Origin of the sequence: Pseudoprimorskyibacter insulae, from assembly GCF_900302505.1 — a bacterium.
GTDB lineage: Bacteria > Pseudomonadota > Alphaproteobacteria > Rhodobacterales > Rhodobacteraceae > Pseudoprimorskyibacter > Pseudoprimorskyibacter insulae.
Genome location: NZ_OMOJ01000002.1, coordinates 337,067 through 355,208, shown reverse-complemented (window position 1 = coordinate 355,208; position 18,142 = coordinate 337,067). Strand labels below are relative to the sequence as shown.

At 59.9% G+C, this 18,142-nt stretch carries 18 protein-coding genes; 9 read left to right on the top strand and 9 right to left on the bottom strand.

The annotated features are described in order from the left end of the window. Positions 1 to 4: 4 nt before the first annotated feature. Positions 5 to 2,053 (bottom strand): DNA helicase RecQ, encoded by a 2,049-nt coding sequence (recQ, locus tag PRI8871_RS07185; RefSeq protein WP_108885508.1) that lies wholly within the window; start codon positions 2,051 to 2,053, stop codon positions 5 to 7. A 74-nt stretch (positions 2,054 to 2,127) separates the two neighbouring features. Next, a complete protein-coding gene (locus PRI8871_RS07180) occupies positions 2,128 to 2,415 on the bottom strand; it encodes a YggT family protein (protein WP_108885507.1) in 288 nt (95 codons plus the stop codon). Positions 2,416 to 2,548: 133 nt separating this feature from the next. On the opposite strand from PRI8871_RS07180, the gene PRI8871_RS07175 reads away from it, so the two are divergent. The 6 genes from PRI8871_RS07175 (at position 2,549) to arfB (ending at position 7,695) form a co-directional block, all read left to right on the top strand. Further along, positions 2,549 to 3,085, top strand: coding sequence for an acyl-CoA thioesterase (locus PRI8871_RS07175; RefSeq protein ID WP_108885506.1), 537 nt, complete (start codon positions 2,549 to 2,551; stop codon positions 3,083 to 3,085). A gap of 55 nt (positions 3,086 to 3,140) precedes the next feature. After that, positions 3,141 to 4,532: an MFS transporter gene (locus tag PRI8871_RS07170; RefSeq protein WP_108885505.1), complete on the top strand. Its 1,392-nt coding sequence runs from the start codon at positions 3,141 to 3,143 to the stop codon at positions 4,530 to 4,532. After that, positions 4,507 to 5,409 (top strand): penicillin-insensitive murein endopeptidase, encoded by a 903-nt coding sequence (gene mepA / locus PRI8871_RS07165; RefSeq protein ID WP_108885504.1) that lies wholly within the window; start codon positions 4,507 to 4,509, stop codon positions 5,407 to 5,409. The genes PRI8871_RS07170 and mepA overlap by 26 nt, the downstream gene beginning before the upstream one ends. After that, the gene (locus PRI8871_RS07160) at positions 5,382 to 6,275 is read left to right on the top strand and encodes an esterase-like activity of phytase family protein (RefSeq protein WP_108885503.1); all 894 of its coding nucleotides are present in this window, start codon (positions 5,382 to 5,384) and stop codon (positions 6,273 to 6,275) included. The genes mepA and PRI8871_RS07160 overlap by 28 nt, the downstream gene beginning before the upstream one ends. A 91-nt stretch (positions 6,276 to 6,366) precedes the next feature. Then, a complete protein-coding gene (locus tag PRI8871_RS07155) occupies positions 6,367 to 7,017 on the top strand; it encodes a queuosine precursor transporter (RefSeq protein WP_108885502.1) in 651 nt (216 codons plus the stop codon). A 258-nt stretch (positions 7,018 to 7,275) separates the two neighbouring features. Then, a complete protein-coding gene (gene arfB, locus PRI8871_RS07150; RefSeq protein WP_108885501.1) occupies positions 7,276 to 7,695 on the top strand; it encodes an alternative ribosome rescue aminoacyl-tRNA hydrolase ArfB in 420 nt (139 codons plus the stop codon). A gap of 67 nt (positions 7,696 to 7,762) precedes the next feature. On the opposite strand, the gene PRI8871_RS07145 is transcribed toward arfB, so the two are convergent. The 3 genes from PRI8871_RS07145 to PRI8871_RS07135 are packed head-to-tail and all read right to left on the bottom strand — an operon-like array spanning position 7,763 to position 10,410. Beyond that, on the bottom strand, positions 7,763 to 8,590 hold the full coding sequence (locus PRI8871_RS07145) for a C40 family peptidase (protein ID WP_181389403.1): 828 nt from the start codon (positions 8,588 to 8,590) through the stop codon (positions 7,763 to 7,765). Continuing rightward, positions 8,587 to 9,972, bottom strand: a complete 1,386-nt coding sequence (locus tag PRI8871_RS07140) for a leucyl aminopeptidase family protein (protein WP_108885499.1) — start codon at positions 9,970 to 9,972, stop codon at positions 8,587 to 8,589. The genes PRI8871_RS07145 and PRI8871_RS07140 overlap by 4 nt, the downstream gene beginning before the upstream one ends. Positions 9,973 to 10,029: 57 nt before the next feature. Next, the gene (locus PRI8871_RS07135) at positions 10,030 to 10,410 is read right to left on the bottom strand and encodes a hypothetical protein (protein ID WP_146188663.1); all 381 of its coding nucleotides are present in this window, start codon (positions 10,408 to 10,410) and stop codon (positions 10,030 to 10,032) included. Between the two features lie 140 nt (positions 10,411 to 10,550). Here PRI8871_RS07135 and PRI8871_RS07130 point away from each other — a divergent pair, with 140 nt between their 5' ends. Next, positions 10,551 to 11,201, top strand: coding sequence for a carbonic anhydrase (locus PRI8871_RS07130; RefSeq protein ID WP_108885497.1), 651 nt, complete (start codon positions 10,551 to 10,553; stop codon positions 11,199 to 11,201). Positions 11,202 to 11,203: 2 nt separating this feature from the next. Here PRI8871_RS07130 and PRI8871_RS07125 read toward each other — a convergent pair whose 3' ends face one another. After that, positions 11,204 to 11,545, bottom strand: a complete 342-nt coding sequence (locus PRI8871_RS07125; RefSeq protein WP_245897794.1) for a hypothetical protein — start codon at positions 11,543 to 11,545, stop codon at positions 11,204 to 11,206. A 393-nt stretch (positions 11,546 to 11,938) separates the two neighbouring features. Continuing rightward, positions 11,939 to 12,961 carry an aspartate-semialdehyde dehydrogenase gene (locus PRI8871_RS07120; protein WP_108885496.1) on the bottom strand — a complete coding sequence of 341 codons (1,023 nt, stop codon included), beginning with the start codon at positions 12,959 to 12,961 and terminating at the stop codon, positions 11,939 to 11,941. A 348-nt stretch (positions 12,962 to 13,309) separates the two neighbouring features. Here PRI8871_RS07120 and PRI8871_RS07115 point away from each other — a divergent pair, with 348 nt between their 5' ends. Beyond that, positions 13,310 to 15,178, top strand: a complete 1,869-nt coding sequence (locus PRI8871_RS07115; protein ID WP_108885495.1) for a polysaccharide biosynthesis protein — start codon at positions 13,310 to 13,312, stop codon at positions 15,176 to 15,178. Between the two features lie 16 nt (positions 15,179 to 15,194). Here PRI8871_RS07115 and PRI8871_RS07110 read toward each other — a convergent pair whose 3' ends face one another. Continuing rightward, positions 15,195 to 16,040 carry an LOG family protein gene (locus PRI8871_RS07110; protein ID WP_108885494.1) on the bottom strand — a complete coding sequence of 282 codons (846 nt, stop codon included), beginning with the start codon at positions 16,038 to 16,040 and terminating at the stop codon, positions 15,195 to 15,197. A 137-nt stretch (positions 16,041 to 16,177) separates the two neighbouring features. Here PRI8871_RS07110 and dapD point away from each other — a divergent pair, with 137 nt between their 5' ends. Then, complete coding sequence (gene dapD / locus PRI8871_RS07105) at positions 16,178 to 17,005, top strand: 2,3,4,5-tetrahydropyridine-2,6-dicarboxylate N-succinyltransferase (RefSeq protein WP_108885493.1); 828 nt, start codon at positions 16,178 to 16,180, stop codon at positions 17,003 to 17,005. A gap of 59 nt (positions 17,006 to 17,064) precedes the next feature. Here the strand turns inward: dapD and PRI8871_RS07100 are convergent, their stop codons facing one another. Then, the gene (locus tag PRI8871_RS07100; RefSeq protein ID WP_245897793.1) at positions 17,065 to 18,123 is read right to left on the bottom strand and encodes a transporter substrate-binding domain-containing protein; all 1,059 of its coding nucleotides are present in this window, start codon (positions 18,121 to 18,123) and stop codon (positions 17,065 to 17,067) included. Between the last annotated feature and the right edge of the window lie 19 nt (positions 18,124 to 18,142).

The following is an 18,142-nucleotide window of genomic DNA, read 5'->3' as shown; positions in this document are numbered from 1 at the left end:
AGACCTAGGTCAGGTCTTCGATCAAAGACAGGAACGCCGGGCCAAACCGTTCGGCGCGGCGTTCCCCCAAAAGGCGCGTTATTTCATCAAGCGACCCCGGCCGCCGCTGCGCCACCTGCGCCAATTGCGACGCGGAACACGATAGCGGCTTATCCAATCCCGCCTCACCGCGCATCAGGCGCGACTGCGCTTCCATCAACTGATCGTACAGCGTTCCGGCCTCTCGCCCGGCCAATTTGCGCCGGGTCGGGTGCATGTCCTGCGTGGCCCCAACGATCACCGACAGGAAGGCATCGCCGTAGCGTTCCAGCTTTTTCGCGCCAACCCCGCTGATCCGGGCCATGTCGTCCAAGGTCGCGGGGCGCTTTTCGGCCATTTCGATCAGGGTCTTGTCCGGGAAGATCACATAGGCCGGGGCGCGGGCGGCTTCGGCCAAGGCACGCCGCTTGGCCTTGAGCGCCGACAGCAGCGGCGCGTCTTCGTCGGACACCATCGCCTTGACCGCCGGGCGGTTCTTGGCGCTGCGGATGCTATCGCGGCGCAGGGTGATGCTGTCTTGGCCGCGCAGAATCGGCAGGGCGGCATCGGTCATCACCAAGGCCCCGTGCCGTTCCGGGTCCGGGCGCATAAGGTCATGGCCCATGATCTGGCGGAACACGGCCTGCCATTGCGGTTTGCTCAGGTCCTTACCGACGCCAAAGGTCGGCAGCGTGTCATGCCCCCGGTCCCGCACCTTGTCGGTGGCTTTGCCCATCAGAATGTCGATCAGGTGACCCGCGCCAAAGCTTTCTTCGGTCCGCAAAGCGGCGGACAGGGCTTTGCGCACGGCCTCGGTGCCATCGAACGTGTCAGGCGGGGCGTCACACAGATCGCAATTGCCGCAAGTGGTATCGGTTTCGCCGAAATAGCCAAGCAGCGTTTTGCGGCGGCATTCCAGCGACTCGGCCAGACCCAGCAGCGCGTTTAGACGTCCGTGGTCGGCCATACGCCGTTCGGGCGGGGCCGCGCCTTCGTCGATCTGCGACCGGCGTAGACGGATGTCTTCGGGGCCAAACAGGGTCATGGTTTCGGCAGGGCCGCCGTCGCGACCCGCGCGGCCGATTTCCTGGTAATAAGCCTCAATCGACTTGGGCAAATCGGCATGCGCGACCCAGCGGATATCGGGTTTGTCCACGCCCATGCCAAAGGCCACCGTGGCGACAACGATCAACCCGTCTTCGGTGGCAAAGCGTTCCTCGACGGCGCGGCGGTCGTCTGCCTCCATCCCGCCGTGATAGTGGCAGGCCGCATGACCGTCTTGCCGCAATGCCTGCGCAATGCCTTCGGTCTTGGCGCGGGTGCCGCAATAGACGATCCCCGATTGCCCTTTGCGGGCCGCCGCGAAATCAAGGATCTGACCGCGCGGGCCGTCCTTGGTGGCAAATGCCAGATGGATATTGGGCCGATCAAAGCCACGCAGAAAGGTTTGGGGTTGCTGACCGTCGAACAGGCGCGACACAATTTCGTCCTGCGTTTCGGCATCCGCCGTCGCGGTGAACGCGGCCAAAGGCACATCCAGCGCCCGGCGCAATTCGCCTATTCGCAGGTAATCAGGGCGGAAATCATGGCCCCACTGGCTGACGCAATGCGCCTCATCCACGGCGATCAGCGAAACGCCCGCCTGCGCCAGCATCCGCTGTGTCCCGCTAGAGGCAAGCCGTTCAGGCGCAAGGTACAGCAGCTTTAGCTGGCCCGTGTGCAGTTGATCCCAAACGGCGTTGTTTTCGTCTTCGGTGTTGCCCGAGGTCAGCGCCCCGGCGGCAACGCCCGCCTCTCTCAATCCGCGCACCTGATCGCGCATCAGGGCAATCAGCGGAGAGATAACCACGGTCACGCCGGACCGGATCAAGGCAGGCAATTGAAAGCACAGGGATTTCCCGCCGCCCGTCGGCATGATGGCCAAGACATTGCGCCCTTGCGCCACGGCATCGACGATTTCGCCCTGTCCGGGGCGAAAGGCATCAAAGCCGAAGATATCGCGCAATAACGCGTCAGCCGTCAGGTCGCGGGGCATAAATGGGCCTGTTTGTCACAAGATCTGCTCTTGCTCAGACAATCCCACACGACGGGTAGTTGTACAAGGCCAGCTTAGTAGAACAGACCGGCGTTGTTGGTCAGCACGATACGCAGCGCATAAAGGCCAATCAGGAACACCAGCGGTGCAAAATCCATCCCGCCCATCGCCGGCAGAACGCTGCGAATACGCGAATAGATCGGCTCAAGTATGCGGTTCAGGCCATCCCAGATCTGCCCGACCAGCGGCTGACGCAGGTTCAGCACCTGGAAGTTGATCAGCCAGCTCATGATCACATGGGCGATCACGAAGAACCACACAATGTCCAAAACAAGCATGAGGATCTGAAACAACGATTGCATAGGAGCTGGCCCTTATTTGATGGCATTTGAGCCAACAGGTAAGGGTCGCTGCCCGAAAGGGCAAGAGTGCCGCGAGGTCTTGGTTGACGTTTGGGGAATGCTGCACCAGCAAAGGCCACAAAGGAGATAGCCCGTGTACCCTTTCATTCGCATGTTCTACGCCATGGCCGGTTCGCGCAAACTGCCGCCCCTCGCCCTGACCGATATCCATTCGTCTGACCACATCTGCATGCCTTGGGATCTGGATCTGTGGAACGAATTGAACAATGGCCGCACGCTGACGATCTACGATCTGAACCGCATTCCGCTGGCTGTCCGCACCGGGTTGATTGGCGTTTTGAGACAGGAAAAATGGGGTCTGACCATGGCCGGTGTCATGGTGCGCTATCGCCGCCGCATCCGCGCCTTTGACCGGGTCACCATCAAAGGCCGGGCTGTGTGCTTTGACGACAAGTTCATGTATCTGGAGCAGTCCATGTGGCGGCGCGACGGCGAATGTGCCAACCATGCGGTGTACCGCGCCGCCGTCACCAGCGCGCAAGGCATCGTTCCCCCGGCCAAGGTTGTCGAAGCGCTGGGAATGGCTGATCTGAACCCCGACATGCCCGTATGGCTGCAAAAATGGTGCGAAACCGAGGCGCTGCGCCCCTGGCCGCCTATGCAGGATTAACTTGCTACTGAACATGTGATCGGGTCATACCAACTTCGGGGATACGGAGGGACGCATGGCCGAGATTTCACAACGCAGGCGCATCTGGGGCTGGATGTTCTTTGACTGGGCGCAGCAGCCTTATGCGACGCTTGGCCTGACCTTTGTGTTCAGCCCGTATTTCGCCGCTGTCGCCGCCGGGTATTTCCTGGCCTCAGGCCTGAGCGAACAAGCCGCCAACGCACAGGCGCAAAGCCTTTGGTCGTCGTCCCAATCCATCGCCGGGCTGTTCATCGCGCTATCCGCGCCCTTGCTGGGGGCCTATGCCGATGCGGCGGGGCGCAAGATGCCGATCTTCTGGGCGCTGGCGATCGTCACCGCCATCTGCGCCTTTGGCCTGTGGCACCTGCAACCCGATGGCACCGGGCTGATGATGGTTCTGGTGCTGTTCTGGGTGGGTTTTATCGCCTCAGAAAGCGCCTTTAGTCTGAACAATTCGATCCTGCCGTCATTGGCCAACACCGAAGATGTGGGCAAAGTCGGCGGTTCAGCCATCGCTTTTGGCTATTGGGGCGGTGTTCTGGCCCTGTTTATCGTTCTGCTGCTATTTGCCGAAAACGAAAACGGCGTCACCCTGATCGGGCAGCCCCCGCTGTTTGGCCTTGATCCCGAAGCGCGGGAAGGCACTCGGTTTACCGGGCCGTTCATTGCGATCTGGTGGGTGGTGTTTCTGATCCCGTTCTTTCTGTGGACCCGCGATGCGCCCAATGCCGCCCGGTCGCGCCCGTCCTTTGGGCAGGTGCTGCGCAATCTCGGCCAAACGATCAGACGGGTGTCCAAGCGCAAATCCTACCGCAATTTTCTGCTGTCCTCGATGTTCTATCGCGACGCCCTAACCGCGCTTTATTCCTATGGCGGGATCTACGCCAAGCTGGTGCTGGGCTGGGAAATCGTTCAGATCGGCATTTTCGGCATCATCGCCGCCATTGCCGCCGCTGTTCTAAGCTATGTGGGCGGCATTGCCGACCGCCGCTTTGGGCCCAAGCCGGTCATTCGGTTCTGCGTGATCGTCCTGATTTTGGTCAGCGCCATCATCGTCGGCATGTCGCGCACGCAACTGTTTGGCATTCCGCTGGCCGAAGGATCGGCCTTGCCGGATATCATCTTTTATGTCTGCGGGGTGATTATGGGCGGCGCGGGCGGCGTTCTGTATTCGGCGTCGCGCACGATGATGATCCGCCACATCGATCCGAACCACGCCGCCGAAGCATTTGGCCTGTTCGCCCTGACCGGACGCGCCACGGCGTTTCTGGCCCCTGCGCTGATTGCGATCTTCACAACGACGACGCAAAGCAATCAGTTGGGCTTTCTGCCTGTGATCCTCCTTTTCCTGCTGGGGTTGTATCTGCTACGATCCGTCAAAAGCGAGGGAGATCGAGCAGATGATCCGACCCATATTAGTCATTAGCCTATGCGCCGTTTTGGCGGCATGTGGCGGCGGCAAAGCCGTTGAACCTGCTGCCCGTGTGGCTGGTGTGCTCAGCACCAAGAACGCCAAAGAACTATTCGGGCATGTCCTGCAAGGATCGGCGCAAAAGGCCGAGTCCTTGGGATCTTATGCCAAGGGCTGTCTGGCTGGTGCCGAACAACTGCCCGAAACCGGGCCGACATGGCAGGCCATGCGCCTGAGCCGGAACCGCAACTGGGGCCATCCCGATACCATCGACCTGATCAAAGATCTGTCCGCCAAAGCCGCCAAACAGCCGGGTTGGAGCGGGCTTTATATCGGAGACATCAGCCAGCCGCGCGGCGGCCCGATGCTGACCGGCCATGCCAGCCACCAGATCGGTCTGGACATCGATATCTGGATGAAACCGGCCAACAATCTGACGCTGAGCGAAACCGACCGCGAAAACGTCTCGTCGGATTCGATGCGCCGCGCCAACGGGGCCTACACCAACAGCAGTTGGACCCGCGCCCATCACGAGATCCTGAAAGCCGCCGCACAAGACCCGCGCGTTGCCCGGATCTTTGTCTTCCCCGGCGCCAAGGTGCAGATGTGCAAGGATGAAAAGGGCGACCGCGCTTGGCTGCGCAAAATCCGCCCGTGGTGGGGCCACCACTATCATTTCCACGTGCGCCTGAACTGCCCCAAGGGCATGAAGAACTGCGTCGATCAAGCCCCGCCCCCCGCCGGGGATGGCTGCGCCGATGCCGACCAGTGGGTGTATGACATTCTGAACCCCAAGCCCGTTGACCCCAACGCGCCCAAGCCCAAACCCAAACGCCCGCTGACACTGGGGGATCTGCCCGCACAATGCGCATCCGTCCTGTCCTCGCGCTAAGCGCGGGTCTGGCAGCGGTTCTTGCCCTGATCGGCCATGCCGATGAGGGCGGGCTTGCGCAGCTAGACAGTCAATACACGTGGCGTGACCCCGATCCGGGGCATGGCGGCTTTTCCGGGTTGGAAGTGGCCGACGATGGCGTCAGCTTTGTCACCATCGGCGACCGCGGGATCTATGTCGAAGGCCGCCTGATGCGCGGCCAGAACGGCAAGATCACAGGCGTCGTGTCGGACCCGATCCAGCCCCTGCGCGGCCCGGATGGCAATCTGATTTCGCCAGACAGCCAGAAGGATTCCGAAGGGCTGGCCATACGTAAGGACGGGCGGCGCTATGTGTCGTTTGAAAACGTTCACCGCGTCTGGGCCTATCTGACGCCGGAGCGCGCCGCGCAGATGCCGCGCCCTTGGGCCTTGTCCGACTTCCCGCCCAATTCGTCGTTTGAGGCCCTGGCCGTCGATGACCGCAACCGGCTTTATGTGATCCCCGAACGGTCCGGCATGCTAACCCGGCCTTTCCCGGTGTTCCGCTATGACAATGGCAAATGGACGACCCCCTTTGGCATTCCACGCCGCGACAATTTCCTGCCTGTCGGGGCAGACATTGGGCCGGATGGGCGGCTTTACCTGCTGGAACGGGTGTTCACCGGATTCAGCTTTCAATCCCGCGTGCGCCGCTTTGATCTGGGCGAAACGGCCCTGACCAATGAGGCAGAGCTGTTCCGGTCAAGTTTCGGCCAACATGGCAACCTAGAAGGGCTGGCCGTTTGGCGCGACCAAGCCGGACATATGCGCCTTTTGATGATCGCCGACGACAACTATCACTTTCTTCAGCGGACCGAGTTCGTCGAATACGTCGTGCAGGAATAGCTTGCATTGAATCGGCAACAGGATTAATGCCCGCGCGTTCCCCATTCCGGGGGACCATGTCGCCGCTACCATGAAAAAACGGGCTATATCCATGAACCGCACGTACCTTCCTGGCATTCTTGCCATGGCCGCCATTGTCGTGGCCTCCAATATCCTCGTTCAATTCCTGATCCTTGACGGTCTGCTGACCTGGGGCGCGTTTACCTATCCGCTGGCCTTCTTGGTCACCGATGTGATGAACCGCGTCTACGGCGCGCCCGCCGCCCGCAAGGTTATTCTGGCCGGTTTCGTGACCGGTATCATCTGTTCGCTGATCGGCACGCAAATCATGCTGCAAGGCGATGGGTACGAATATGCGGCCGTGGCGCTGCGTGTGGCCGTGGGGTCCGCAACCGCCTTCCTGATTGCCCAGATGGTCGACGTTTTTGTCTTTGACCGCCTGCGGAACGGGACTTGGTGGCGTGCGCCGCTGGCGTCCACCCTGATCGGATCGGCACTGGACACCGCCATCTTCTTTACGCTGGCCTTTTCGCAATCGGTCGCCTTCTTTGGCGAGAACGCCGATATGGAAATCAGCTGGGCGTGGGAGGCGATGCCCTTCATGAGCGCAGGCCCCGAAGCCCCGCTTTGGGTGTCGCTGGCCGTGGCCGATTGGGGCGTCAAGCTGGCGCTTGCCTTGATCGCGTTGATCCCCTTCCGAGTGATCGTTTCTTGGGCAACCTCGCGGACGGCAACCGCCTGACAAAAAAAGTGCTTTGCGATTTCTGAATTGCGTGCCACGCTGTTGTTAACGTCAACAGATGAAAGGAGGTGATCCAGTGTCGAGAGAAGCATTGGAGAGAGGTGTTGGAACAGTTCGGGAGCTTCGCTGTTAGGGCAGCCCCTTCAGGGCGGTTGACGCCCGGATTGGCCAAGGCCTAACCAGCCTCGCCTCCTCAGATTCTCGAAGGGCCGTCTGATCTGGACGGCCCTTTTCGTATTGAAGTACTAGATCCACACCATGCTACAGATTTCAGACACCATCGCGATTCAGGATTGGGAACTGACCGAACAGTTCATCCGCGCCTCTGGCCCCGGCGGCCAGAACGTGAACAAGGTGTCCACGGCGGTCGAACTGCGCTTTGAGGCCGAGCGGTCCCCATCCCTGCCCGGCCCGGTGAAGAACCGCTTGCGCCGCTTGGCGGGGCGGCGCTGGACCAAGGAAGGCGCGATTGTTTTGCAGGTCGATGACACCCGCAGTCAGGCGCGCAATCGTGATTTGGCGCGGGAACGTTTGGTTGAGCTGATCCAAAAGGCGCTGGTGGTGCCGAAACGGCGTATCGCCACAAAGCCCACGCTTGGGTCAAAAAACCGGCGGATCAAGGCGAAAAAGATCCGCGGCGAAGTGAAGGCCATGCGCGGTAAGGTGGATGGCGACTGAGCCTGTGGCTGATACGTGAGGGGCGCTGCCCCTCACACTCCCCGGGAATATTTATGGTCAGAAAATACTAAGGGCGCTTGTGCGCTATAGGCTGGCCATCGCCCTGCGTTGCAATGCGTTTGATGGCCTGATCCAAGGGTTCATAGGCCACCGCCATGTGATGGGCGTTGGCATGTATCAGCGTTTGCGGATCGACCAGAATGGCCACATGGCCGCGCCAGAACAGCAGATCGCCGCGCTGGTAGGTGCCGTCTGTGACATCCGCGCCCAAGGCTTCGGCCTGTTGATCGCTGTCGGCAGGACAAGACATGGCGCTATTTTCCAGCGCCATGGACACAAGGCCGGAACAATCTATGCCAAAAGCCGAATTTCCGCCCCAGAGGTATGGCACGCCAAGCAGGCTTTCTGCCACGGCAACGAAATCCGTGCTGGGCATATCGCGGTGCCGCAGGTGGCTGGCGACGGCGTAGAACCCGTGATCGGTGACGGCGAATTTGCCGTCATGCGCAGTGATCGTTAGCTGCGCGCCGAGGCCCAGCGGCATCGGTTCAGGCGATTTGATATCTGGGGCGCGAAACAGCAGCGTCTGGCGGGTCGCGACCACATGCGTGCTGCGCGCCACCGGTCCAAGCGCGGCGTGCGGGATATAGCCGACATGGCCCGACGCTTCATCCCGTGCGAAGCACCGCTCGCCCTGTTTGTCCAACACACGCACCGTGCGCCCATATTGCACCTGGCGGTCCAGATCGGGCGTTGTGGCGCTTCGATGGATGGGCGCGACGGGGGTTGTCACGCACATCAGCATTCCATCCGTATAGCGCTGCGCCGTGACTGTCCCGCGCAGAGTGCTATGCGCAACGAACCCGTTGGCGAACGTGGTGCGTGGGTCGGTCATACCGCGTAAAGCGACCGCAACGCGGCGAGGATGGCGCGCGGACCTTGGCCAAAGCCGCCTTTGCTGCGACCCGGTGCTGGGGTGGGTTGCCATCCATAGATGTCGAAATGAGCGTAGCGCGGCGTATCGGTTACAAAGCGGCGCAGGAACAGGGCCGCCGTGATCGCGCCGCCAAACCCGCCCGATGGGGCGTTGTCAAGATCGGCGATGCCCGGTTCGATCAATGCCTCATACGGCGTGTGGAATGGCATGCGCCAGACCGGATCGGCCTGCGCTGCGGCGCCCGCCTCTAGCGCAGTGGCGAAGGCTTGGTCATCGGTGAAATAGGGGGCCAGATCGGGGCCAACGGCCACGCGGGCCGCGCCCGTCAGGGTCGCCATCGACAGGATCAGATCGGGCTTATCCTCATCCGCCAGGGCCAGCGCATCGGCCAGCACCAAACGCCCTTCGGCATCGGTGTTGTTGATTTCAACCGTCAGACCCTTACGGCTATTGAGGATGTCTTGCGGACGGAAGCTATTGCCGCTGACGGCGTTTTCCACCGCCGGGATCAGAACGCGCAGCTGCACTGCCAGCCCGAGCGACATAATCATATGGGCCAGCCCAAGCACGTTGGCCGCGCCGCCCATGTCCTTTTTCATCAGACCCATCGACGCGCCGGGTTTGAGGTTCAGGCCCCCGGTGTCAAAGCACACGCCCTTGCCGACGAGGGTGATTTTTGGCCCGGTCGCGCCCCAGCGCATATCCATCAGGCGCGGGGCGTCATCGCTGGCCCGGCCAACGGCGTGGATCATCGGAAAGTTCTGATCCAGCAGGTCATCGCCGCGCGTCACGGTGAGCGATGCGCCAAAGGCGTCGGCCATTTCCGCGATATGCGCCTCAAGCTCGCTCGGCCCCATGTCAGAGGCGGGGGTGTTGATCAGATCGCGAATACGCTGTTCGGCGGCGGCGGCAATCTCAATCCCTTGGGCGTCGACGCCGTCCGGCGCGATAAGGCCCGCTTTGCTGCCGGACTGCGCTTTGTATTTGTCGAAGGCATAGCCCGTCAGCAACCAACCAAGGCATTCCTGCGCGGCCACATCCTCGGGCAGGCCCGATGCGATGCGGTAAACATGCGCGCCCAGCTTCGCCGTTGCCGCAGCCAGCGGAAATCGCACGCGAGCGCGTTGCGCGGCAGTGCCGTATCCTGCGACCGCCGCGATGGGGGCGCCGTCACCGCCCGGAATCAGCAGCGCTTCGCCCAAGGCGCCAGAAAACCCCGAAGCCTCCAGCCATTTGTCCCAATGTTCTGGCTGCTCCTCGTGAAACGCCTCTAACCCGTCCGAGGGGATCACATGAAGTGGAAGCGATGCGGGGTCAGCGGCGGCGAATGTCAGGGGCATTGCGGTCCTCAATCAGAATATGCCGCCAGCCTATCGCGGCCACCCGCGCCCGCAAGGTCAAAACGGGTCATCCTGATGATCCCAAACCGCGGAAATGGACGCCTGACCCAAACGGATCATCCGCGCCAAGATCGCGGCCAAGGCGATTTGATCGCGCGTGCCGATCTTGGCCAAGGCATCCTGCGTGACCTGAACCAAGGTCGTCATGCCCAATTGTTCCGCCGTTGCACCCACAATCCGGCAATGCCGCCGCATCGCTTCATCGTTCTGGTCGCGAAAGCCCTTTTCCGCCTCGGACAGCCGCACGGCCAGATCTTCCATCGTGCGGCAAATGACATTTTCGGCAACCGCAGTGCCGTATTGCGCATTCAGATAATGCAAATTCATCGGATCGAGCGACGCGCACTCACTCACCGGTAGGACCGTAACTTGTTCCACGAAAACTCCCTTTCTCACCCGAGAAACAGGTTTGACGCGAAGGATTTCAGAAATGGTTAGGGCCAAGGGGGTTTTTCTCTCGAAATGTGCTAAGTTTTTGCGTATCCAACGCGACCAGATAACCAAACCCGGAGGACGACATGCAGGCCGCTCGCCCACTGCCAAACTATCTGATCCAGCGCTACCAAGGCTGGAAGGCAACGACATACTCGGAAAACAGCGCGTGGTATCGCCGTTTGGCGACAGAAGGCCAGCGGCCGCGGGCCATGGTGATTTCCTGCTGCGATTCGCGCGTGCACGTCACGTCGATCTTTGGCGCCGATCAGGGTGAGTTCTTTATTCACCGCAATATCGCCAACCTTGTACCACCCTATGAACCCGATGGCGATCACCACGGCACATCGGCGGCGGTAGAATATGCCGTCACCGCACTAAACGTGTCGCATTTGATTGTTTTGGGTCACTCCAGCTGCGGCGGCGTTCAGGGGTGCCTGGACATGTGCCAAGGCAAAGCGCCCCAGCTTGAGGAAAAGACCAGCTTTGTGGGCCGTTGGATGGACATCCTGCGCCCCGGCTACGAAAGGGTCAAAGACAGCCATGCCGAGGCCGACCAAGCGCGTGCGCTGGAGAAGGAATCGGTGCTGGTGTCGCTGTCCAACCTGATGACCTTCCCCTTCGTGAAGGAGAAAGTCGAAAGCAGCGCACTGACACTGCACGGGCTTTGGACAGATATCGGCGAAGGCAGCCTGGAATATTACGACACGAAGTCGGGCACCTATCAGCCGGTCTGATTTCAGGCGCGTAGCTCGGCGGTCAATCCGCCGGGGTTCATCGTCACGATCGGACGCCCAAGCCGTTGCGCCAAGTCGCGCAGCGGCACACCCAGCCCTTTTCCGGTGCAAACGGGCTGGCCTGTGTCAGACGACACAAGCACAAGACGCCCATGTCGGAAGCCGATGGAATATCCCTTGGCGGCCAATGCCTTGCGCAGATCCGGCCAAGACGTCGCGTTTTCGATGACCGGCACAAGGAAAGTGCGCAACAACACCTGCGTTTCAATATCAAGCGGCGCTGGCAGGCTGGCGGCCAGATGCGCGTCTCCGAATGTCGCTTCGTGCAGTGGGTGAATGCTCATTGTACCTACTCCTCTAATACGAATAGGGTCCGTGCGCTTCTGGGCGAAATCTGGGCCTGATCCGCGCAATTTGCGGCAAATGCCACATGATTGCGCCAACAAATGCAAAGGAGGCCGGTTTCCGAGGAAACCGGCCCAGCACCTTTGGAGCAAGTGAGCGATATTCTGGGCCTGCAAGGATGCGGAGCCGCGACAGAATCAGAACGCGTGAGGTGGAGGTACGCCAACCGATCTGACTTCAGCGCCACAGATGCACCCTTGCAGCGTAGTTTCAGTGTCGCGCACAATCGCAAATAAAGCACGCCTTCAAAGGCGCAATTTAATTCGCTTTAGTCATATCGAACTATCCAAAGAGATAGGCCGATATGACTTATTGGTCTAAGCGCTGTTTTATCAGCCCTTTTTCAGAACCTCACGGCCCAGCAATTCGGCAATCTGTACAGCGTTCAGGGCCGCGCCTTTGCGCAGGTTGTCACTGACGCACCACAGGTTAAGGCCATTTTCAATCGTGCTGTCCTGACGAATCCGGCTGATAAAGGTGGCGAAATCGCCGACGCATTCAATCGGGGTCACATAGCCGCCGTCTTCGCGCTTATCGATCACCATCAGGCCCGGCGCTTCGCGCAGGATGTCGCGGGCCTCGTCTTCATCAAGGAAGTCCTCGAATTCGATGTTCAGCGCTTCGGAGTGGCCAACGAACACCGGCACGCGCACACAAGTCGCGGTCAGCTTGATGCTCTTGTCGAGGATCTTCTTGGTTTCCGCGACCATCTTCCACTCTTCCTTGGTGGAGCCGTCTTCCATGAAAACGTCGATATGCGGGATCACGTTGAAGGCAATCTGCTTGGTGAACTTCTTGGCCGGTTTATCATCTGTCGGGTTGTAGACCGCTTTGGTCTGATCCCACAGCTCGTCCATGCCTTCTTTGCCTGCGCCCGACACCGACTGATAGGTCGATACGACAACGCGCTTGATGCGGGCGCGGTCGTGCAAGGGCTTCAGGGCCACCACCATCTGCGCGGTCGAGCAGTTGGGGTTGGCGATGATGTTCTTCTTGGAATAGCCGTGCACTGCTTCGGGGTTAACTTCGGGCACGATCAGCGGGACATCCGGGTCATAGCGATAGAGCGAGCTGTTATCGATGACCACGCAGCCTGCCGCCGCGGCCTTGGGTGCAAACTCCTTGGTCGCGGTCGAGCCGATGGCGAACAGCGCCATATCCCAACCGGTGAAATCGAATGCCGCCAGATCCTGGGTCTTGATGGTCTTGTCGCCAAAGCTGACCTCGGTCCCCAGCGATTTGCGCGATGCAAGCGCAGCAATTTGATCTACCGGAAACTCACGCTCTGCGAGAATGTTCAACATTTCGCGGCCCACATTCCCGGTGGCGCCAACAACGACGACCTTGTAGCCCATCAGGCTCTCCTTTTCGCATGTACCGGCACCACCACTGTGCGCGGGTTGGCGCGGTGCATACCGCAGCACCAAGGGTTAAGAAAGGGTCGATTTGGCCGCGTAGCATGCCGAAAGTGACCCAACGGAAGGCCAGCAGCCGTTTCTTTGCCAAACTTTTGGCACCAATCGGTAAAAAACTGCCAATTTTTGCAGATGCAGAAATTCCATACTTGTTTAATGATTGAGCAAGTTGCTACATAGTCATGTCGAAGATGACAGCGCCAACATTGTTGAGTTTTGTTGTCATATTTTAACGATATCGCCTTTTAAGGCCACAGAAGAATAAACAATAAAGTTTGGGTTTTCAAAATGCTGTACGCACTCGCTACCAAGCTTTCGCGGCATCAAAAACGGGTAATTTTCGCCCTGATTGACGTGATTGGTGTGCCTGTAGCTATGTTTTTCGCGCTGCTGCTGATGTCCCCCATCGGCTCCGCAACCACACATTTCGCCGAATCGATTCCCCTGATGATTGCCATGTCGCTGGTCGCGACGGGCGTTTCCTTTCAGCTTGGCCTCAACGCAATCAAGCTGAATGCCTATGAAATCCGGGGCGTCACCCGCACTGCCGTTTTTGCCGTGGTTACCGGCCTGACAGGCGCCGCGCTGAATATCTTTCTGGATCCGCAGCTATTGCCGGGCGTGTTCACAATCTTTTCGCTGATCTTTCTGGTGACCGCCGTCGCTTGGCGAATTGCTCTGCGCCACGTCACCACGTGGATTTACCGAAACAACAGATCGCGGATGCGGGTGCTGGTTTATGGCGCGGGCCAAACCGGCCAACAGTTGATCGCCGCCCTACGGACCGACGACGCGATTGTTCCGGTCGCTTTCGTAGACGACAACCCGACGCTGCAATCGACAACAATCCTTGGCCTGCGGGTCTATGCCCCCAGCAGCATCAAGGAACTGATCGCTGACAAAAAGATCGACCGTGTGGTTCTGGCGATGCCGTCCCTTGGCCAGCCGCGTCAGGCGCGGATCGCCCATGGGCTGCGCGAACTGGGTTGCCAAGTGCATGCTTTGCCGTCCTTTGCCGATCTGGTCAGCAGCAGCGATTTGGCAGGTCGCACCGCCGCTGTGGATCTGGATGACCTGCTTGGCCGAGGCCGCCTTGAATCGGAACTGCCCAGCGTCAGCCATGCCTACAGTGGCCGCAACATTCTGATCACCGGGGCTGGTGGATCCATCGGGTCGGAACTGTGCCGTCAGTTGATCGCCTGTCGTCCGAACCGATTGGTGATCCTCGATCACTCTGAACTGAACCTGTACAACATCGACAAGGAACTGCGCGATATCGCCAACGGTATCAAGATCGTTCCGGTTCTTGGATCGGTGAACGACAAGGACATGGTGCGCCAGACCCTGTCGGACAACACGATTGACGTCGTTCTGCACGCAGCCGCCTATAAGCACGTGCCGATGGTGCAGCTGAACCCGATTGTCGGCCTGAACAACAATGTCTTCGGCACCAAAACCGTGGCCGATGCAGCCCGTGAAGCCGGGGTCGAACGGTTCATTCTGGTGTCATCCGACAAGGCCGTGCGCCCGACCAATGTCATGGGCGCGTCCAAACGTTTGGCTGAGTTGGTGGTCCAAGACCTGTCCACCCGCAGCAAAAACACCCGGTTTTCCATGGTTCGTTTCGGCAATGTTCTTGGCTCGTCCGGGTCGGTTATTCCGCTGTTCAAGGAACAGATCGCGCGTGGCGGCCCGGTGACCCTGACACATGGCGAAGTCACCCGGTACTTCATGACCATTTCCGAAGCGGCGCGACTGGTTCTGCTTGCAGGCTCGTTCGCCCGTGGCGGCGATGTGTTCGTTCTCGATATGGGCGACCCGGTTCCGATCAAGAAACTGGCCCGCCAGATGATCGAAGGCGCGGGTTTCTCGGTCAAGGATTCCAGCAATCCAAGCGGCGACATCGAAATCAAGGTCACTGGCCTGCGCCCCGGCGAAAAGCTGCACGAAGAACTGTTGATCAGCTCCGACATGTTGACGACGCCGCACAACAAGATCCTGCGCGCGCAGGAACACTATCTGTCTGAGCTTGAGATCGCCAATGCGCTGAAAGATCTGCGCCGCGCGGTCGAACAGCGCGACGAAGATGGCGCAATGCAAGTTATCGGCCGTTGGGTCGAATCGTCCGAAGACGAAACATCGGTCCAAATGGCCTGAGTCTTTGGGGCGCGGATCAATCGCGCCCCGGAATCTTCTCTCGCATTCCTGACATATCCCAGTTTTCGATCGCCTCCATTGCCTCTTCGGCGGTTTCGACAAATCGGAACAAGGTCAGGTCTTCGGGCGAAATGGTGCCAGCCTCGCGTAGGGCATCCCAATTGATGATCCCTTCCCAGAACTTCCGCCCAAACAGCAAGAAGGGCACGCGGTTCATCCGTCCGGTCTGGATCAACGTCAGCGATTCGAACAGCTCATCCAATGTGCCAAACCCGCCCGGAAACACGCAGATCGCCCGCGCCCGCATCAGAAAGTGCATCTTGCGAATGGCGAAGTAGTGGAAGTTAAAGCACAGGTCCGGCGTCACGTAGGGGTTCGGCGCTTGTTCATGCGGCAGCACGATGTTCAGCCCGATAGACCGGCCACCCGCCTCTTTCGCACCGCGATTGCCTGCCTCCATCACGCCGGGGCCGCCGCCCGTGACGACGACGTTTTCACGCCCGCCACTTTCCATCGACAGCTCAGTCACCTGATAGGCGAAGTCGCGGGCCACATCGTAGAAATGCGTCAGCTCGGCCAAGGTTTTGGTGCGGGCGGTGTCTTTCTTGGCGGGTTCAGGAATGCGCGCGCCGCCAAACAGCACGACGGTTGATTGCACGCCCGCCTCATCCAGCATCAATTCTGGCTTCAGCAATTCCAATTGCAGGCGCACGGGCCGAAGATCTTCGCGGCACAGAAAATCGTCATCGGCAAAGGCCAGCCGGTACGACGGCGCACGGGTTTGCGGTGTGTCGGGAACGTGGGAGGCGGTATCAATGTCGTGGTGGGCGTCGCGAAGAATGCTGTGGCGGTCGTCGGTCATGAAAAGCGTCCTGTCATATGTCGCTTTATGCGTAACGGCTCTGGCCGCAATAGGCCAGCACGCCGCCACGACACCCGCATTGCGCCGCTTGCCCGCGCCTTTTATACGGTTGGGAAATTGTAACCCGAGGAGACCCCATGTCGAACGCAGCTCTGGAAGCCGCCATCGAAGCCGCCTGGGAGGCGCGCGACACGATTACCCCCGCCACCACCGGCGAAACCCGCGAGGCCATTGAAGAAACGCTGAACGCGCTGGACAGCGGTTCGCTTCGCGTTGCGGAAAAGCAGGCCAACGGCGATTGGCACGTGAACCAGTGGGCCAAGAAGGCCGTTCTGCTGGGCTTCCGCATCAAGGACATGGAGCTACAAGCCGGCGGCCCGCAGGGTCACAGCTGGTGGGACAAGGTCGACAGCAAGTTCAAAGGCTGGGGCGAGGCCGAGTACAAAGCCGCTGGCTTCCGCGCCGTGCCGAACGCCGTCGTGCGCAAATCGGCCTATATCGCCAAAGGCGTGGTTCTGATGCCGTCCTTCACCAACCTTGGCGCCTATGTTGACGAAGGCACCATGGTCGACACATGGGCCACCGTCGGTTCCTGCGCACAGATCGGTAAGAACGTGCACCTGTCGGGCGGCGTTGGCATTGGCGGCGTGCTGGAACCCATGCAGGCCGGCCCGACCATCATCGAAGACAACTGCTTTATCGGTGCGCGGTCTGAAGTGGTTGAAGGCTGCATCGTCCGCGAAGGTTCGGTTCTGGGCATGGGCGTGTATATCGGCCAGTCGACCAAGATCGTTGACCGCGAAACCGGCGAAGTGATGTACGGCGAAGTGCCGCCCTATTCGGTCGTCGTGTCCGGCTCGATGCCGTCGAAGAACGGGATCAACCTGTACTGCGCCGTGATCGTGAAGCGCGTGGACGAAAAGACCCGCTCCAAGACCGGGATCAACGAATTGCTGCGCGACTGATCCGCAAAGCATTCAGCGAAAAGGCGGCCCGTTGGCCGCCTTTTTTGTATACTGCTTTGTTATTGCGGGTTGCCAAACCACTTAGTGTAGATCGCGCCGTAAAGCCCACTTTCCTGTATCTTCAGCAACGCCTGATTCATCGGCTCGCGCATCGGGCTGCCGGATGGCAAGGCAATCCCGTAGTTTTCCGCTTTGAACACCCGGTCCACCAGATAGGCCTCAAGCCCCGGATGGGTCATCAGGTAGTATTGCAAAAGCGGCCCATCAAAGAACACGGCATCAGCATCGCCCTGCTCCATCGCTTGGATCATGTCGTTGAACGTGCCAACCGTCCGGTGCCGCACGTCCCGCGCACTTAGGAAGGCGCTGGCGGTCGACCCTTCGGTGGTCACCACCTCTTTGCGGTCCAGATCATTGATGGAATCGATCTGATTGTTCAGCGCCCCCACGGTCAGCGCCGCAGTGATCTGCGCCACGAAAATCGACACGATGAACAGGCTGGACACCACCAGCATCACGGCAAACACTCGCCCCAAGGGCGACCGCGGCATCCGTTCTTCGAACCCGCCATTCACCACAAGGTTCAGCGCCCACCAGAAGGACGGAAACATCGCCTCGTCCAAGGGGCGGTCAAAATAGGGCTGGCGCTTGCGTTCGAACACCCACATCAGCATCCCGCCGCCCAGCAGCAGGACAAAAGCCAACAGCAAAGACACCACAATTTCGCGCGTCAGGATCAGCGATAGAATGCTGGCCTGTTCGGCTTTGCCCGCCACCAAAATCTGCAATCCGCTTTCAAAAATCGGCTGGGTGAAATCCATCCGAACTTCGCGGTCTGCTGTGATCGAGATATTGGCAACCGCCCCGTCTACCGTCTGGTCCTGCACTGCGGACAACATCGCCGGAAAGGTGTCTTGCATCTGAAATTCGATGTCGCGGCCAATCTCGTTGCCGATGGCCTCCATCAGATCGATGCTAAACCCGGTCACCCCGCGATTGTCGGCAAAGGCAAAGGGCGGGCGATCCACGGTCGCAAACACCAACGGCGCATCTTGCGACGCGGCGCTATTCGCCACCAACATCCCGATCAGGACGGTCAGAACCTGTAGTAAGCGCAAATGGCCCCCCTTCCTCCGA